The sequence below is a fragment of the Nevskia sp. genome (genome assembly GCF_021732705.1).
Taxonomy (GTDB): domain Bacteria; phylum Pseudomonadota; class Gammaproteobacteria; order Nevskiales; family Nevskiaceae; genus Nevskia.
The window spans coordinates 241456-256751 of the sequence record NZ_JAKFUM010000010.1; the positions used below are offsets into that span (position 1 = coordinate 241456).

The 15296-nt window shown below is 67.3% G+C and carries 17 protein-coding genes; 1 reads left to right on the top strand and 16 read right to left on the bottom strand.

Annotated features, from left to right (window positions below; genetic code table 11):
- Nucleotides 1-2 precede the first annotated feature (2 nt).
- The 13 genes from QZ951_RS12445 to QZ951_RS12505 form a co-directional block, all read right to left on the bottom strand.
- Complete coding sequence (locus QZ951_RS12445; RefSeq protein ID WP_293000994.1) at nucleotides 3-689, bottom strand: tetratricopeptide repeat protein; 687 nt, start codon at nucleotides 687-689, stop codon at nucleotides 3-5.
- Between the two features lie 83 nt (nucleotides 690-772).
- Nucleotides 773-2041: a histidine--tRNA ligase gene (gene hisS, locus QZ951_RS12450; RefSeq protein ID WP_293000995.1), complete on the bottom strand. Its 1269-nt coding sequence runs from the start codon at nucleotides 2039-2041 to the stop codon at nucleotides 773-775.
- An 88-nt stretch (nucleotides 2042-2129) separates the two neighbouring features.
- The gene (locus tag QZ951_RS12455) at nucleotides 2130-3284 is read right to left on the bottom strand and encodes a RodZ domain-containing protein (RefSeq protein WP_293000996.1); all 1155 of its coding nucleotides are present in this window, start codon (nucleotides 3282-3284) and stop codon (nucleotides 2130-2132) included.
- Nucleotides 3281-4027, bottom strand: a complete 747-nt coding sequence (gene pilW, locus QZ951_RS12460; RefSeq protein ID WP_293000997.1) for a type IV pilus biogenesis/stability protein PilW — start codon at nucleotides 4025-4027, stop codon at nucleotides 3281-3283. The genes QZ951_RS12455 and pilW overlap by 4 nt, the downstream gene beginning before the upstream one ends.
- Nucleotides 4028-4044: 17 nt before the next feature.
- Nucleotides 4045-4212, bottom strand: a complete 168-nt coding sequence (locus QZ951_RS12465) for a hypothetical protein (RefSeq protein ID WP_293000998.1) — start codon at nucleotides 4210-4212, stop codon at nucleotides 4045-4047.
- Nucleotides 4209-5306 (bottom strand): 23S rRNA (adenine(2503)-C(2))-methyltransferase RlmN, encoded by a 1098-nt coding sequence (gene rlmN / locus QZ951_RS12470; RefSeq protein WP_366943914.1) that lies wholly within the window; start codon nucleotides 5304-5306, stop codon nucleotides 4209-4211. The genes QZ951_RS12465 and rlmN overlap by 4 nt, the downstream gene beginning before the upstream one ends.
- A gap of 150 nt (nucleotides 5307-5456) precedes the next feature.
- Nucleotides 5457-5888 carry a nucleoside-diphosphate kinase gene (gene ndk, locus QZ951_RS12475; RefSeq protein ID WP_293000999.1) on the bottom strand — a complete coding sequence of 144 codons (432 nt, stop codon included), beginning with the start codon at nucleotides 5886-5888 and terminating at the stop codon, nucleotides 5457-5459.
- A gap of 149 nt (nucleotides 5889-6037) precedes the next feature.
- Entirely contained in the window at nucleotides 6038-6361 is a 324-nt protein-coding gene (locus tag QZ951_RS12480) for an iron-sulfur cluster assembly accessory protein (protein ID WP_293001001.1), read from the bottom strand.
- On the bottom strand, nucleotides 6358-6768 hold the full coding sequence (locus QZ951_RS12485; protein WP_293001002.1) for an iron-sulfur cluster assembly scaffold protein: 411 nt from the start codon (nucleotides 6766-6768) through the stop codon (nucleotides 6358-6360). Before QZ951_RS12485 ends, QZ951_RS12480 begins: the two co-directional genes overlap by 4 nt.
- A complete protein-coding gene (locus QZ951_RS12490; RefSeq protein WP_293001003.1) occupies nucleotides 6765-7961 on the bottom strand; it encodes an aminotransferase class V-fold PLP-dependent enzyme in 1197 nt (398 codons plus the stop codon). The genes QZ951_RS12485 and QZ951_RS12490 overlap by 4 nt, the downstream gene beginning before the upstream one ends.
- Entirely contained in the window at nucleotides 7958-9100 is a 1143-nt protein-coding gene (locus QZ951_RS12495; protein ID WP_293001004.1) for a cysteine desulfurase family protein, read from the bottom strand. The genes QZ951_RS12490 and QZ951_RS12495 overlap by 4 nt, the downstream gene beginning before the upstream one ends.
- Before the next feature lie 56 nt (nucleotides 9101-9156).
- A complete protein-coding gene (locus QZ951_RS12500) occupies nucleotides 9157-10089 on the bottom strand; it encodes a 2-oxoglutarate and iron-dependent oxygenase domain-containing protein (protein ID WP_293001005.1) in 933 nt (310 codons plus the stop codon).
- Entirely contained in the window at nucleotides 10086-10880 is a 795-nt protein-coding gene (locus QZ951_RS12505) for an RNA methyltransferase (RefSeq protein WP_293001006.1), read from the bottom strand. The genes QZ951_RS12500 and QZ951_RS12505 overlap by 4 nt, the downstream gene beginning before the upstream one ends.
- A gap of 85 nt (nucleotides 10881-10965) precedes the next feature.
- Between QZ951_RS12505 and QZ951_RS12510 the strand changes: the two genes are divergently transcribed.
- Entirely contained in the window at nucleotides 10966-11766 is an 801-nt protein-coding gene (locus QZ951_RS12510) for an inositol monophosphatase family protein (RefSeq protein WP_293001008.1), read from the top strand.
- An 84-nt stretch (nucleotides 11767-11850) separates the two neighbouring features.
- Here the strand turns inward: QZ951_RS12510 and secF are convergent, their stop codons facing one another.
- From secF to yajC, 3 genes are all read right to left on the bottom strand, one after another.
- A complete protein-coding gene (gene secF, locus QZ951_RS12515) occupies nucleotides 11851-12810 on the bottom strand; it encodes a protein translocase subunit SecF (protein WP_293001009.1) in 960 nt (319 codons plus the stop codon).
- Between the two features lie 18 nt (nucleotides 12811-12828).
- Nucleotides 12829-14697, bottom strand: coding sequence for a protein translocase subunit SecD (gene secD / locus QZ951_RS12520; RefSeq protein WP_293001010.1), 1869 nt, complete (start codon nucleotides 14695-14697; stop codon nucleotides 12829-12831).
- Between the two features lie 93 nt (nucleotides 14698-14790).
- Complete coding sequence (gene yajC / locus QZ951_RS12525; protein WP_366943915.1) at nucleotides 14791-15141, bottom strand: preprotein translocase subunit YajC; 351 nt, start codon at nucleotides 15139-15141, stop codon at nucleotides 14791-14793.
- Between the last annotated feature and the right edge of the window lie 155 nt (nucleotides 15142-15296).

Sequence of the window (15296 nt, forward strand, 5' to 3'; positions counted from 1 at the left end):
CATCACGGAGTCACCGCAGCGGCGGCCGCAGGCGCGGCGCTGGCGACGTCGGCGAGGTCATCGACCTTGCGCTGCAGCGCTTCGGCGATCGGCGCGTTCGGCGTACCGGCCGTCGCCGTGCCGAGAACGCCGAGTGCCTTGTTGTATTCGGCCAGTGCCGCGGCGCGATCGCCTTCGGCGAGCTTGATGTCGCCGCGCAGTTCGTCGAACAGCACGGCGTAGGTGCCGGCATCGCCGTCGAGCAGCTTCAGCGCCTCGGGCGCCTTGCCCTGTTGCCAGGTCACGCGCGCGAGACGCAGCTGGATCAGCGGCTTCAGCGCGGCGTCCTTGGCATTGGCGGCGGCCCATTCCAGACGGGCACGCGCCTCTTCCAGCTTGCTCGCTTCGACCGCGGCCTGCGCCAGCTTCAGGGCGCCCGCCACGGCGTACGGTGTCGAATCGAAGTCGGCGACCAGACGGTCACCCATCTTCACGGCCTCGTCGTACTTGTTGCCAGTGACGGCGGCCTTCAGCTCCTCGAACAGTTGCGAGGCTTCGGCGCGCTTGTTGTCCTTGTTCCGGGTGTAAGCCTCGTACGCGAAGATCGCGCTCAGACCCAGCACCAGACCGATCGCCAGCGGCTTCCAGTTTTCCTTCCACCAGCGGCGAAGGTCTTCGACTTGGGCTTCGTCGTCGTAATGGGTGCTCATCGGTCTTTCTCGGCAGTCGCGTCAGGAGGCAGCTCGAAGCTGCTTTTGGGATTCGGGATCGAAACGAAATACGGGATCTGGCTTCAGAGCCCCAGCCGGCGGGAGAGTTCCGCGGCCAGCTCGGTTCGGGCGCAGGTGAAGGCGTCGCCCTCGCCGCGCAGCGATTTTACTTGAATGGTGCCGGCGGCGACTTCGTCGTCTCCCAGCACCAGTGCGTAGCGGGCGCCGCTGTTGTCGGCGCGCTTCAGTTGCGACTTGAGCCCGCCACCGCCGGCGTTGAGCACCAGCCGCAGGTTCGGAAAGCTGTCGCGCAGCGACTCGGCCAGGGTCAGCGCGACGTGTTCGGCACCGTCGCCGAAGCGGCAGACATAGACCTGCGGGCCGTTCGACACCACCGGCACGTTCTGCACGCCCATCAGCAGGATCAGCCGCTCGATGCCGAGGCCGAAGCCGACGCCGGTGGTCTGCGGCCCGCCGAGCTGCTGCACGAGGCCGTCGTAGCGGCCACCGGCGCAGACCGTGCCCTGGGCACCGAGCTGGTTCGTCGTCCACTCGAACACGGTGTGCGTGTAGTAGTCGAGCCCGCGGACCAGCTTCGGGTTTACGATGTAGCCGATGCCGAGTGCATCGAGCCCGGCCTTCACCGCCGCGAAATGTGCCAGTGACGCCTCATCGAGATAGTCGAGCAGCTTCGGCGCACCTTCGACGATGGCCTGCGTTGCGGGCACTTTCGAGTCGAGCACGCGCAGCGGGTTCGTGTGCAGGCGGCGGCGCGCGTCGTCGTCGAGCGCGGCCTCGTGCTGCTGCAGATAGTCGATCAGCGCCGCACGATGCACGGCGCGGCAGGCCGGCGTGCCCAGCGTATTGATCTCCAGCTGGAAGCCGCTCATGCCGAGCCGCTTCCACAGTTGTGCGGCGATGGCGATGATCTCGACATCGACATCCGGCGTGTTGATGCCGAACGCTTCGACATCGAGCTGGTGGAACTGGCGGTAGCGGCCGGCCTGCGGGCGCTCGTAGCGGAACACCGGGCCGGTGCACCAGACGCGCTGCTGCTGGTTGAACAGGATGCCGTGCTCGATGCCGGCGCGAACGACACCGGCGGTCAGTTCCGGCCGCAGGCTGATCGCTTCGCCACCGCGATCCTCGAACGAATACATCTCCTTCTCGACCACGTCCGTCACTTCGCCGACCGCGCGCTTGAACAGCTCCGTGCGCTCGACCACCGGCAGGCGCAACTCGCCATAGCCATAGGCCGCGAATACCTGCGCGGCCACGGCATGCACGTGCTGCCAGGCCGCGGAATCGGCAGGCAGGACATCGTTCATGCCACGGACGGATTGGATCTTCATGGGGCGAGTCGGCGGCGGGAGGGCCGCAGGGAAAGTCGAAAAAGGATGGGAGTCGAAACGCGGGCTTGCGGCAACGATCAGCCCGCGGTCAGGGCGTCGGTGCCGGTGTCGCGGTCGCGGGCGGCAGCGGCACGCTGATCCGCGCCGTCGAGTTCTGGCGCACGAACGGCGTGGTGTCGATCGGCCGGCCGTTGTACTCGACGCTGACACCCGGCGCGTAGCCGAGGAACAGCGCGTACGGTGCCCGCCCGCTGAGCTGCTGGCGGTCACCGGCCTGGATCGTGCCGGACAGCAGCAGACGGCCGTCGGCATCCTCGATCCGCACCCAGGAACTGGACTTGAAGCTCAGCACGAGCGGACCGGATGACGCCGCTGCGCCCGACGCGGCCGGAATGGTCACGGCGGCCGACGTCGGCGCCGGTGTCGGCGCGGCCGCAGTGGTGTTGCCGGCCAGCGTGGTCGATGGCGTCAGCGTGGCGGGCGCGGGCGAAGCACCGCCCGCGGTCGACGGCGACACCGACGGCGGCGCCGTCTGCGTGCCGGGCTGCGGCGCGCTCTGCGGGGTGCTCGACGTGCCGGACGGCGACGTCAGCGTGGCATCGAGATTCAGCGACGCGGCCGGCGTCGCAGTTGCCGGGGTCGCGGTCGTCGCGCCGCCATCGGACGTCGTCGTGACGGCCGACGGCTCGATCGGCGATGGCGGCGGCAGCGGAATCGGCGTCGGCGCGGGTGCGCTGGCGGCGACCTCGGTGGTGCCGGTCGCCGCGGCATCGCCGAAGCCGAAACGCGACGGGTCGTGGGTCACGAACCAGATCGCGGCGGTCAGCACGGCGACGACCACGACCGTGGCCAGCATGCCGCGTGAGCCGCCACGACGGCCGCTGGGACTCATCGTGTCGGAATTGCTCAACAGCAGCTTGGTCGGGATCGACTGGCTCTTCGGCGCGAACAGCTTGTCGTAGCTGGCGATCAGCTCGTTCTCCGACAGGTTCAGCACCTTCGCGCACTTGCGGTAGTAGCCGCGGACGTAGACCGGCTCGGTCAAGGTCGAGAAGTCATCACGCTCCAGCGCTTCGAGCGTCGCCCGCGCGAGGCGCGTTTCCTTGGCCAGCTCTTCGAGGCTCAGGCGCGCGCGTTCGCGCGATTGACGGATCGTGCGGCCGGGGCCGGCGGAACCGGTGTCGTGCGGCTGATCGGAGGTTTCGGAGGCCATGCGCAGCGTGGTCGGGATGTCGGAAGTCATGGAGCGGCCGGCTTCTTCTGCAGTTGCACGGCCTGGTCGGATTCGGGGAATTCGCGCAGCAGCTTCTGCTCGTGACGGCGGGCGGCCGCCTCGTCGCCGAGCGCGCGTTCGGTGCGCGCCGCCACCAGCAGCAGTTCCGGCGTCAGGGCCGCCACGCGCTCGTAACGCTGCAGGAAGGCGCGGGTCCGCAGCCAGTCGCTCTTGCGCGCGGTCAAGACCGCGATTCGCGCCAGCGCATCCGGAAACTCCGGATCGATCTTCAGCGCCTGGCGGAAATTCTCTTCGGCGCGCGCCGTGTCACCCGCCTTCTGGGCGCAGACGCCGGCATTGGTCCAGGCCGCCGCCGGTGTGCCGTAGTTGCGATCGGCCAGCGCGGTGCGGAATTCCTTGTCGGCCTCGGCGGTCTTGCCGCGGGCACACAGGAACACACCGAAATTGTTGTGGGTGCCGGCATCGTTCGGATCGAGCGCCAGCGCCTTGCGGTACTCGCGCTCGGCGCCCTCGGCGTCGCCGATCTGGGTCAGCACGTAGGCCATCGCGGTACGCGCCGGTGCATAGCGGTCGTCCTGCTCGATCGCCTTCAGCAGCTTTTCCTGCGCGATGTCGAAGCGACCCTGCCGCGCATAGTCGACACCGAGCTGGGTGTTGATCTGCGCCGCTTCGCCCAGGTTGGCCGGCGTCTGGATGCGGGCATCGCCGACCTGCTCGGTGACGCACGAAGCGAGCAGGACTGTCGCAGCCATGAGGGCGAGTCGGCGCGTCATGACACGCGCACCGGAATGTCACCCAGCCGCTTCTTCTGCTTCGACTGCACCTTGCCGACGAGCTGGCCGCAGGAAGCCCGCGAGCCCCCGACGAGGGGCCCCGCCGCAACGGCGGTGGGGATCGGAGCCAGGCGAGTCGGGCGCACGGCCTGCGGGCTGGTCATGACACGCGCACCGGAATGTCGCCCAGCCGCTTCTTCTGCTTCGACTGCACCTTGCCGACGAGCTGCCCGCAGGCCGCGTCGATGTCGTCGCCGCGGGTGCGGCGGGTCATCGTCAGCAGGCCCTTGGCGCGCAGGATTTCGGAGAAGCGCTCGATCGCTTCCGGCTTCGAACGCTTGTAGCGCGCCTGCGGAAACGGGTTGAACGGGATCAGGTTGACCTTCGCCGCCTGACCCTGGCTGTTCAGCAGCTTGGCCAGCTCGCGCGCGTGCTCGGGCTGGTCGTTGATGCCGTCGAGCATCACGTATTCGTAGATGATGTGCGCCTTGCGGTCCTTGCCGGCGAGGTAGCGCTTGCAGGACTCCATCAGCTCGGCGATCGGGTACTTCTTGTTGATCGGCACCAGCTGGTCCCGCAGCTTGTCGTTCGCCGCGTGCAGCGAAATCGCCAGCGCGGTATCGACATCGCCGGCCAGCCGATCGATGAACGGCACGAGGCCGGACGTGGACACCGTGACCCGACGCTTGCTCAGGCCGAAGCCGAAGTCGTCGAGCAGGATGCGGATCGCCGGCAGCACGTTGTTGTAGTTGGCGAGCGGCTCGCCCATGCCCATGAACACGACATTCGAGATGACGCGTTCGTTCTGGAAGTCGCCACCGAGGGTTTTCCCGGCGAACCAGACCTGGGCCACGATTTCCGCGGTGCTCATGTTGCGCGAAAAGCCACCCTGCGCCGTCGAGCAGAACGAGCAGTCCATCGCACAGCCTGCCTGCGACGAGATGCACAGCGTTCCGCGATTGGCTTCGGGGATGTAGACGGTCTCGATCATCGTGACCGGCTTGCCTTCAGCTTCCTCCAGCCGCAGCACCCACTTGCGGGTGCCATCGACCGACACCTGTTCGGTGACCAGTTCCGGCGGACGGATGACGAAATGCTCGGCAAGGCGCGCGCGCAGCGCCTTGCCGATGTTGCTCATCTGCTCGAAATCCGAGACGCCGCGCCGGTAGATCCACAGCATGACCTGATCGGAACGCCAGCCGGCTTCGCCCATCTTCTCGAACTGCTCGCGCAGCGCGGCGCGATCGAGGCCGAACAGGTTGACGCGCTTTGCTGCGTCAACGTGAGGCGTAAGGGGTGAGGAGAGAGGCGTGACAACGGGTACGGGATTACAGGGCGGCACCTTGCCCCCCAGATCCACCACCGGCATTTCCGCCTCACGCCTCACGCCTCACGCCTCCCGTCGACTTCAGCGCGTGCGCGGCGCGAGTTCGGTGATGCGGAAGAAGTAGCTGATTTCGCGCGCGGCGTTTTCGAGGCTGTCCGAACCATGCACGGCGTTCTCGTCGATCGAGTCGGCGAAATCTGCACGGATCGTGCCCGGTGCGGCCTTCTTCGGGTCGGTGGCGCCCATGATGTCGCGGTGCTTGGCGACGGCGTCCTCGCCTTCGAGCACCTGGATGATGACCGGGCCCGAGATCATGAAGTTGACCAGGTCCTTGAAGAACGGACGGGCGCTGTGCACCGCGTAGAAACCTTCGGCTTCTTCGCGCGTCATGTGTTCCATGCGGGCGGCGACGATGCGCAGGCCGGCTGCTTCGAAACGCGAATAGATGCCACCGATGACGTTCTTGGCAACGGCGTCGGGCTTGATGATCGAAAGGGTGCGTTCAACCGCCATGATGATGTTCCGTGTGTTGATGAAAATAGCGCCCACGGAGCATCCGGGGGCGGAAAAACACGGAATGTTAGCGGGTTACGGCGAGCAGCGGCAATCTGCGGCGCTGCAACAAGCACGCCAGCCGCCGAGGCGGCCGGCCATCGGAAGCCTCAGACGGCGAAGCTTTCGCCGCAGCCGCACTCGCCGGTGACGTTCGGATTGCGGAACTTGAACGCCTCGTTGAGGCCATCGCGCTGGAAGTCGAGCGTCAGCCCGTTCAGGAACGACAGGTGTTCCTTCGCCACCACGACCTTGGCGCCATGGGCGTCGAACACTTCGTCATCGGCACCCGGCGCGTCGGCGTAATCGAGCACGTAGGCGTAGCCCGAGCAGCCGGATTTCTTGACGCCGATGCGCAGGCCATAGCCCTTGCCGCGCTTGGTCAGCTGGGACTGGATGCGCTTCGCGGCGCTTTCGGTCAGTGCAATGCTCATGTCGATTCCCTCGAATACCGGGCCAGAACGGCGCGCAGCGCATCTTCCCCGAGTAAGGCACAGTGTGCACGATCTTCCGGAATTTCAAGCGCTTCGCGCAGATCGCCGGCTTTCAGTGTCGACAGTTCCGCCATCGACCGCCCACGGACCCAGCCGGCGATGTAGGCACCAACGGCGATGCTGGCCGGGCAGCCGTACGCGCGGAACCGGGCGTCGGCGACCATGCCGGCGTCCACGCGCAGTTCCAGCCGCAGCACCGAGCGCGCTGCCGGCGTGCCCGCTTCGGCCGCGACCACGCCATCGGTGCCCGGCGGGAAGGCGCCGGCGTTCGGTGCCGTGCGGAACAGCCGCCAGATTTCCGGCGCGTAGCCGTACGGATTGTCGAGATCAGAATCGCGAGCGGTCATCGCGTCACCGCCGGAACGGGCAGCGGTGACAGTTCGCGCAGCCACGCCACCTGCGCGATGACGGTCTTCGCGACCTGCTCGATCTGCGCCAGGGTCGTGGCGCGGCCGACCGAAAACCGCAGGCTGGCGTTGGCCAGTTCGTCGTCGCGGCCGAGTGCCCGCAGCACGTACGACGGCTCGGCCGTGGCCGATGAGCAGGCCGAGCCGCTCGAGACCGCGATCGCCGGCAGCGAGGCCCGCAGCGCTTCGCCCTCGACACCCGGGAAGCTCAGGTTCAGCACGTGCGGCGCCACGCGGTGCTCGCCATCGCCGCCATCCGGACCGTTGCGCAGCACGCCCGGAATGTCGCGCAGGCCGGCCCACAGCGCATCGCGCAGGCCGCGCCAGTGGGCGACATCGGCATCGAACTGCTGCATCGCCAGCGCGCAGGCCGCCCCCATGCCGACCACCTGATGCGTGGCCAGCGTGCCCGAGCGCATGCCCTGCTCGTGTCCGCCACCGTGCATCTGCGGTGCCAGTCGCGCGCGCGGCTTGCGGCGCACGAACAGCGCGCCGACCCCTTTCGGCCCGTACAGCTTGTGCGCGGACAGGCTCAGCAGATCGATCGGCACGGCTTTCAGATCGATCGCCAGCTTGCCGGCCGCCTGGGCGGCGTCGACATGCAGCATCACGCCGCGCTCGCGCAGCCGCGGCGCCAGTCGCTCGATGTCGTTGACCGCGCCGATCTCGTTGTTCACCCACATCAGCGAGACCAGCACCGTGTCCGGCGTGATCGCCGCCATCACCGCCTCCGGCGTGACCCGGCCGAGCGCGTCCGGCTTCAGGTACGTGACGCGCGCACCGAGCGTTTCGAGATGTCGGCAGGTATCGAGCACGCACTTGTGCTCGATCCGCGAGGTGACGATGTGCGCGGCCTTCGCGTTCTTCGGAAAGCCGCGGAACTCGAGCGCCCCCTTGATCGCGAGGTTGTTCGATTCGGTGGCGCCGGAGGTCCAGACGATTTCGGCGGCGTCCGCGCCGATGAGCCCGGCGACCTGCGCCCGCGCCTTCTCCACCGCCGCCCGCGCCTTGAAGCCCGGACCGTGGGTCGAAGCCGGATTGCCGTGGAAACCGTCCGGCTTCAGGTACGGCAGCATCGCGTCGAAGACCCGCTCGTCAAGCGGCGTCGTCGCGGCATAGTCGAGATAGATCAAGCCGCCACCTGCATTTTCAGTTCACCCAGCACGATCAGGAAGCGGTCGATTTCGGCCTCGGTCGAGGCAAGCCCCAAGCTGACGCGGATCGCCGAGAACGCGATGTCGCGCGGCCAGCCCATCGCCAGCAGGACATGGCTCGGCTCGCCGGTGCCGCTGGCGCAGGCGGAACCGCTGGACACGGCGATGCCCTTGCGATCCAGCGCCATCAGCAGCGCTTCGCCTTCCCAGCCCTCGACGCCGAACTGCACCGTGTTGGCCAGACGCGCCACGCCATCGCCGAAGATCGTGATGCCGGGAAGCCGGCGCAGACCGGCCTCCAGACGCGCCTTGAGTTCGGTCCAGCGCGCCATCCGGCCTTCGACTTCCGCCGCCGCCAGCGCGCAGGCCGCGCCGAAGCCGACGATCGCGGCGAGGTTTTCGGTGCCGCCGCGCAGGCCGCGCTCCTGGCCACCGCCGTGCAACTGCGTCGCAAGACCGACGTGCGATTTCACCAGCAGCGCGCCGACGCCTTTCGGACCGTACAGCTTGTGCGCCGACAGGCTCATCAGATCGGCGCCACTGCTGCCGAAATCGAACGCGAGCTTGCCGGCGGCCTGCACCGCGTCGACATGCAGCAGGCCACCGCGGGCGTGAACCAGGGCTGCCGCGCGCGCGGTATCGTGGATCACGCCGGTTTCGTTGTTCGCGAGCATCAGCGCCGCGAGCCGCACCGGGCCACCCGCCAGCTGCGCCTCGAACGCCGGCCAGTCGATGACGCCGGAACGGTCGACGGCGATGGTCTCGACCGGCCAGCCCTGGCCACGCAGCGCTTCCGCCGCCTCGAGCACCGCGGGATGTTCGGTGCCGCCGTACAGGATGCGCGCGGCATCCGCGGCCCGCGGCACGCCGTCGGCCAGCCCCTTCAGCGCCAGGTTGTTCGATTCGGTGGCGCCGCTGGTGAACGTCACTTCCGAGGCTTCGGCCCCGGCCAGCGCCGCCACCTGCACCCGCGCGGCCTCGATGGCATCGCGGGCGGCGCGGCCGTAGCGGTGCACGCTGGACGCGTTGCCGTACGGCCCGCTGAGGTACGGCAGCATCGCATCCAGCACCCGCGGGTCCAGCGGCGTGGTCGCGTTGTGGTCGAAATAGATCGGCATGCGCGGAGTTTACCGCTCCGCCCCGGCTGCCCCCGACGACAGCCCCGACGCGGCGCTCAGGTCAGCTTGATCTCGCGCAACCGCTCCCACAGGTAATCGTTCGCGGTGATCGGCGTCGGATACCGGCTCGGGTTGTCCGGGGTGATGCACGACGGCAGCACGTCGATCAGGAAATCCGGATTCGGATGCAGGAAATACGGCACCGAGAACCGGGCGCGGCGCGCGGCCTCGCCTTTCGGATTGACCACGCGGTGCGTCGTCGATGGGTACACGTGGTTGGTCAGCCGCTGCAGCATGTCGCCGATGTTGACGACGATGGCATCGCCCTCGGTGGTGATCGGCAGCCACTCGCCCTTGCGGGTCTTGACCTCGAGCCCGCCCTCGCTGGCGCCCACCAGCAGCGTGATCAGGTTGATGTCCTCGTGGGCGCCGGCGCGCACGTTCGGGATGTCGTCCGACGTGATCGGCGGATAGTGGATCGCGCGCAGGATGGCGTTGCCGCTGTCAATCTTGTCGTCGAACCAGTGTTCCGGCAGGCCGATGTGCAGCGCCAGCGCCGACAGCACGCGGGCGCCGAGTTCGCCCAGCGCGGTGTACAGCGCATAGCCCTTCTCGCGGAAGCCCGGCACTTCGGCCGGCCAGACGTTCGGCGCCATGATCGCCGCGTACTTCGAATCGCGCGGGATTTCACGCCCGATGTGCCAGAACTCCTTGAGGTCCGGCAGGCTCGCGCCCTTCGCGGTCTCGACCTTGAACGGCGTCAGGCCGCGCGTGCCGCCGGGGCCGGCGACGTACTGCAGCTTCGCTTCCTGCGGCAGCGCGAAGAACGCCTGGAAGACCGAATAGGCCTCGTCGATCAGGGCTTTCGGGATGCCGTGGTGGCTCAGGCCACAGAAACCGTATTCGCGATACGCCGCGCCGAGTTCGGCGACGAAGGCGGCACGGTCCGTGTGGTAGCGGCGGAAATCGAGAGTCGGGACGCCGTTCATGGCTGCTCTTTCTGGGTCTGTGCGTGGAGCGGGAGGTGGGGAAAGGTCTTGGTCGTCGGCTTGATCCCGAGCGCTTCCTCGACCGAGGTCAGGATGCCTCGAAGAATATTGATTTCGTGGCTGTCCGGCGCGGCGCGGCCGAACATCCGTCGCATCCGCCGCATGATGAAGCGCGGCGCAGCCGGATCGACGAACGTGGTCGCGATCAGCACCTTCTCCAGATGATCGAAGAAATGCTCCATCTGGCCCTGCGGCACCGGCTGGTGCTCGGGCATTTCCGGAATCCTGGCACCCGCGGCCAGCCGCAGTTCGTAGGCCATGATCTGCACGGCGGCGGCCAGGTTCATCGAGCCGAATTGCGGATCGGTCGGGATCGCGACCGCTTCGCGGCAATGGTCGAGCTCCTCGTTGGTCAGCCCGGTGCGCTCGCGGCCGAAGACGATCGCGACCTTCCCCGGATGCTGGCCGGCGGCGAGTCGCGCCACGCACTCGCGCGGCTCGGAAAACGGGATCGACACGTAGCGCACGCGCGCGGTCGTTGCGATCACGTGCTCGCAGTCGGCAATGGCATCGACCAGCGTCGCGTGCACCGTCGCGCTGTCCAGAATGCTGTCGGCGCCACTGGCCAGCGCGGTCGCTTCAGGGTCCGGAAAGCGGTGCGGATCGACCAGCGCGAGATCGGTCAGGCCCATGTTGCGCATCGCGCGGGCGGCGGAGCCGATGTTGCCCGGATGGCGGGTGGCAACGAGTACAACGCGGATGCGGGATAATAGTTCCACTTCTTGATTCATCGACGGCAAAGCCGGAAGTTTCCGGCTTTGAACGCGCGGATGCCAGTTCCGCGCCGCGCCACACGATCACCGGACCCGATTTTCCATGCATCCGCTCGTCAACATCGCCACCAGCGCAGCGCGCTCGGCCGGCAACTTCATCATGCGCAGCCTCGATCGCGTCGACCAGCTGACGATCGAATCGAAGGGCCGCAACGATTTCGTGACCCAGGTCGATCGCAGCGCGGAAGCGGAGATCATCAAGATCATCCGCAAGGCCTACCCGAACCACGCGGTGCTCGGCGAGGAATCCGGTGCGACCGGGGACAACGAAGTGGTCTGGATCGTCGATCCGCTCGACGGCACGACCAACTTCCTGCACGGCCTGCCGCATTTCGCGGTGTCGATCGGCATCCAGGTGCGCGGCAAGCTCGAACACGGCGTGATCTACGCCCCGTGCACGCAGGACCTGTACTGCGCCACGCGCGGCTCCGGCGCCACGCTGAACAATCGCAAGATCCGCGGCAGCCAGGCCAAGGAACTCGACAGCGCCCTGATCGGCACCGGCGTGCCGATCCGCGCCGACCTGCTCGACGCCTATCTGCCGATGCTGAAGACCATCGCCGGCAACTCGGCCGGCATTCGCCGCGCCGGCTCGGCCGCACTCGATCTGGCCTACGTCGCCGCCGGCCGTCTCGACGGCTTCTTCGAACTGGGCTTGAAGCCCTGGGACATGGCTGCCGGCGTGGTGCTAGTGCAGGAAGCCGGCGGCACCGTCAGCGAACTGTTCGGCGGACTCGACCCGATGACCACCGGTCATGTGCTGGCCGCGCCGCACAAGCTGCACGCGCAGCTGGCGGAAGCGCTGCGCGGCGTGGCGCAGCCGATCGTCAGCGATCCGGCCTGAAGCGCCGGCACCGGTCAGCGACCGGGACATCGCGCCGACAAAAAACCCCGCCGCAGCGGGGTTTTTTGCATGCGCTGCGGTGGATCAGACCACCGCGCCGTCGTTCTCGGCCTTGGCCAGCTTTTCGGCCTTGATCTTCTCGTCCTTCTCTTCCGGCGGCAGCAGGTCGTCGCGCTTGACGCCGAGCGCCACGGCCAGACCGGTCGAGACGTAGATCGATGAGTACGTTGCCACGATCACGCCGACGATCATCGACACCGAGAAGCTGTGCACGCTGGAACCGCCGAGCAGGAACAGTGCGGTACAGACCAGCAGGGTCGTGACGTGGGTGATGATCGAGCGCAGCAGGGTCTGGTTGACCGACAGATTCACCACCTCGAACACCGTGGCCTTGCGGGTCTTGATCAGGTTTTCGCGAACGCGGTCGAAGATGACGATGGTCTCGTTGTTCGAATAGCCGATCAGCGCGAGGATCGCCGCCAGCGTGGTCAGGTCGAACTCGACCCAGAACGCCGACAGGAAGCCGAGCACCATCACCGCGTCGTGGATCAGGGCCGCGATGGCGCCCAGCGCGAACTTCCATTCGAAGCGGAAGGCGATGAACGCGGCGATCAGGCCGAACGCGACCAGCATCGCGATCGAGCCCTTCTGGCTCAGTTCCTCGCCGACCTGCGGGCCGACGAACTCGATGCGGCGCATGCCTTCCTTCGCCACGCCGACCGCGGCGAGCACCTTCGTGCTCAGCTCCGCCGACGTGTCCTCGTTCGGCGGCAGGCGGATCAGCACGGTGGACGAGCCGCCGAAGTACTGGACGATGCCGTGCTCGTAACCGCCCTTGGCGAGATCCTCGCGGACCTTTTCGAGCTCGACCGACTGCGGAAAGTTGACTTCGACCAGCACGCCGCCGGTGAAGTCGATGCCGAAGTTCAGGCCGCGGAAGATCACCAGCAGGATCGACGCTGTCGTCAGCAGCGCCGAGATCGCAAGGCCGACCTTGCGCTGCGCCATGAAGTCGAACTTCGGGACATTCGAGAAGATTTTCATGCGTTCAATGTCCTCTGCTTACCAGATCGGCAGGTCTTTCAGGTTGGTGCGCTTGCCGAACACCCAGTGGGCGAGCGTGCGCGAACCGACGATGGCGGTGAACTGCGAGGTCACGATGCCGATGGCCAGCGTGATCGCGAAGCCCTTCAGCGCGCCGGCGCCGAGGAAGAACAGGATCAGCGTGCCGATCAGCACGGTGACGTTGGCGTCGGCGATGGTCAGGAATGCGCGGTCGTAGCCGGCGTCAATCGCCTGATGCGGCTTGAGTCCCGCCCGCAGTTCTTCGCGAATGCGCTCGTAGATCAGCACGTTGGCGTCGACCGCGATACCCATGTGCAGCACGATGCCGGCGATGCCGGGCATCGACAGTGTCGCCTGGAACAGCGACAGCACGGCGGTCAGCAGCAGCAGGTTGACGGTGAGCGCGGCGATCGCGAACAGGCCGAACACGCGGTAGTAGATGACCATGAACGCCATCACCAGGCCCAGGCCGAGCACGGCGGCCGAGAAGCCGCGGCGGATGTTGTCGGCGCCGAGGCTCGGGCCGACGGTACGTTCCTCGATGATCTCGATCGGTGCCACCAGCGCACCCGCCTTCAGCAGCTGGGCCAGCGTGCTGGCTTCGCGGCTGCCGAGACCGGTGGTCTGGAACTGCGCGCCGAACACGCCGCGGATGGTCGCGGCCGAAATCACTTCCTGCACGTCCTTCCGCTCGCGGATCGGTTCGCCCTTCGCATTGTACGTGGTCCTGATCTCGGTTTCCTTGTAGACGACGGCCATCAGCTTGCCGACGTTCTTCGACGTGAAGTCGAGCATCTTCTTGGCGCCGCTGCTGTCGAGCTTGACGCTGACCGCCGGGGTGCCGGATTCCTGATCGATCGTCGGCGTGGCGCTGGTCAGTTCGGCGCCGCTGGCGATGGTTTCGCGCTTCAGCAGGAACGGCCGACGCGTGCCGCGCTCGTAGAACAGTTCGTCGCCGACCGGGATCACGCCGCTGGCAGCCGCCGCGTTGGCATCCGCGGCTTCGTCGACCGCACGGTATTCGAGCGTGGCGGTGGCGCCGAGCAGTTCCTTGACCCGGGTCGGGTCCTGCACGCCGGGCAGCTGGACGACGATGCGGTCTGCGCCCTGGCGCTGCACGATCGGCTCGGCCACGCCGAACTGGTTGACGCGGTTGCGCAGGGTGATGAGGTTCTTCTCGACGGCGTCGTCGATCAGGCGCTTGGCGGCGACTTCCGACAGCGTGACCTGCAGCGACGGCGCCGTGGCGTCAGCCGGCGGGGTCAGGGTCAGGTCCGGATTGTCCTTGGCGATGGCGGCACGGGCCTTTTCAAGCCGATCGGCATCGGCGAATTCGATCACGATCGACTCGCCGGCCTTGCGCCGGCCGGTGTAGCGGATGTCCTTGTCGCGCAGCAGCTTCGGCACGTCGTTGAACAGGCGGTCGACCGCGGCCTTCTTGACGTCCTCGATCGCGACCTGCAGCAGGAAATGCACGCCGCCACGCAGATCGAGGCCCAGCGACATCGGCTTGCCGCCGATGGCCCGCAGCCAGTTCGGCGTCGTCGACACGAAATTGAGGGCAGCGACGTAACCCTGACCATCGAGATCGCGCTTGATCGCGTCAACCGCCTTCAGCTGCGTTTCCGGGTCGGCGAAGCGGACGATCCACTGGTTGCCTTCGAGGCGCGAACCCTTGGCCACGATCTGCTTGGCTTCGAGCGTCGCCGCGACCGTGTCGCCGAGGCTGGCCGGCACCGGATCACCGGAGGTCGTGCTGATCTGCACGGCCACGTCTTCGCGATAGACGTTCGGCAGCGCGTACAGCGCGCCGAGCAAGGTGACGATGACCAGCGTCACGGGTTTCCAGAAAGGGTAGTGATGCATGGGATTCGTCAGGCTGCGAGGCGGGACCGGCGGCTGACCGGCCGGTGCGTGAAGGCAGGCGCGCCGGGTGGACCGGCGGCCGGACGCCGGGAATTACAGGTTCTTGAGCGTGCCCTTCGGCAGGACGCTGCCGATGGCCGATTTCTGAAGCTTGACCTCGACCTTGTCGGCGATTTCGAGGGTGATGTAGTTCTCCCCGATCGTCGTGATCCGGCCGGCGAGGCCGCCGCTGGACACCACCTCGTCGCCCTTGGCGAGCTTGCCGAGCATTTCGCGGGCTTCCTTGGCGCGCTTCATCTGCGGCCGGAGCAGCATGAAATAGAACAGCGGCAGCAGCACGAACAGCGGCCAGATCGCGGCCAGGACTCCCGGCGGGGACGCGGAGCCGGCAGCGCCCGTGCCCTGGGCCTGCGCCACGGGAATCAGAAAGTCGAGAATTTCCAGCACGTTGAAAACCTGATGTTCGTGGAAAAAGGGGCTGGATTATGCCACACGGTCCGCAGCGCTCTTTCAAGGTGCATTTCGGGGCAAATCCGGGCTCCTGACGCGGACTTTTCGTCGAACTTCCGCGCCGGCTTCCCTGCTGTGCGGCCGCCGCC

Excerpts from the sequence above, each read along its gene's own strand:
- QZ951_RS12445 (WP_293000994.1), bottom strand. The coding sequence starts at position 689 with ATGAGCACCCATTACGACGACGAAGCCCAAGTCGAAGACCTTCGCCGC.
- hisS (WP_293000995.1), bottom strand. The coding sequence starts at position 2,041 with ATGAAGATCCAATCCGTCCGTGGCATGAACGATGTCCTGCCTGCCGAT.
- QZ951_RS12455 (WP_293000996.1), bottom strand. The coding sequence starts at position 3,284 with ATGACTTCCGACATCCCGACCACGCTGCGCATGGCCTCCGAAACCTCC.
- pilW (WP_293000997.1), bottom strand. The coding sequence starts at position 4,027 with ATGGCTGCGACAGTCCTGCTCGCTTCGTGCGTCACCGAGCAGGTCGGC.
- QZ951_RS12465 (WP_293000998.1), bottom strand. The coding sequence starts at position 4,212 with ATGACCAGCCCGCAGGCCGTGCGCCCGACTCGCCTGGCTCCGATCCCC.
- ndk (WP_293000999.1), bottom strand. The coding sequence starts at position 5,888 with ATGGCGGTTGAACGCACCCTTTCGATCATCAAGCCCGACGCCGTTGCC.
- QZ951_RS12480 (WP_293001001.1), bottom strand. The coding sequence starts at position 6,361 with ATGAGCATTGCACTGACCGAAAGCGCCGCGAAGCGCATCCAGTCCCAG.
- QZ951_RS12485 (WP_293001002.1), bottom strand. The coding sequence starts at position 6,768 with ATGACCGCTCGCGATTCTGATCTCGACAATCCGTACGGCTACGCGCCG.
- QZ951_RS12495 (WP_293001004.1), bottom strand. The coding sequence starts at position 9,100 with ATGCCGATCTATTTCGACCACAACGCGACCACGCCGCTGGACCCGCGG.
- QZ951_RS12500 (WP_293001005.1), bottom strand. The coding sequence starts at position 10,089 with ATGAACGGCGTCCCGACTCTCGATTTCCGCCGCTACCACACGGACCGT.
- QZ951_RS12505 (WP_293001006.1), bottom strand. The coding sequence starts at position 10,880 with ATGAATCAAGAAGTGGAACTATTATCCCGCATCCGCGTTGTACTCGTT.
- QZ951_RS12510 (WP_293001008.1), top strand. The coding sequence starts at position 10,966 with ATGCATCCGCTCGTCAACATCGCCACCAGCGCAGCGCGCTCGGCCGGC.
- secF (WP_293001009.1), bottom strand. The coding sequence starts at position 12,810 with ATGAAAATCTTCTCGAATGTCCCGAAGTTCGACTTCATGGCGCAGCGC.
- secD (WP_293001010.1), bottom strand. The coding sequence starts at position 14,697 with ATGCATCACTACCCTTTCTGGAAACCCGTGACGCTGGTCATCGTCACC.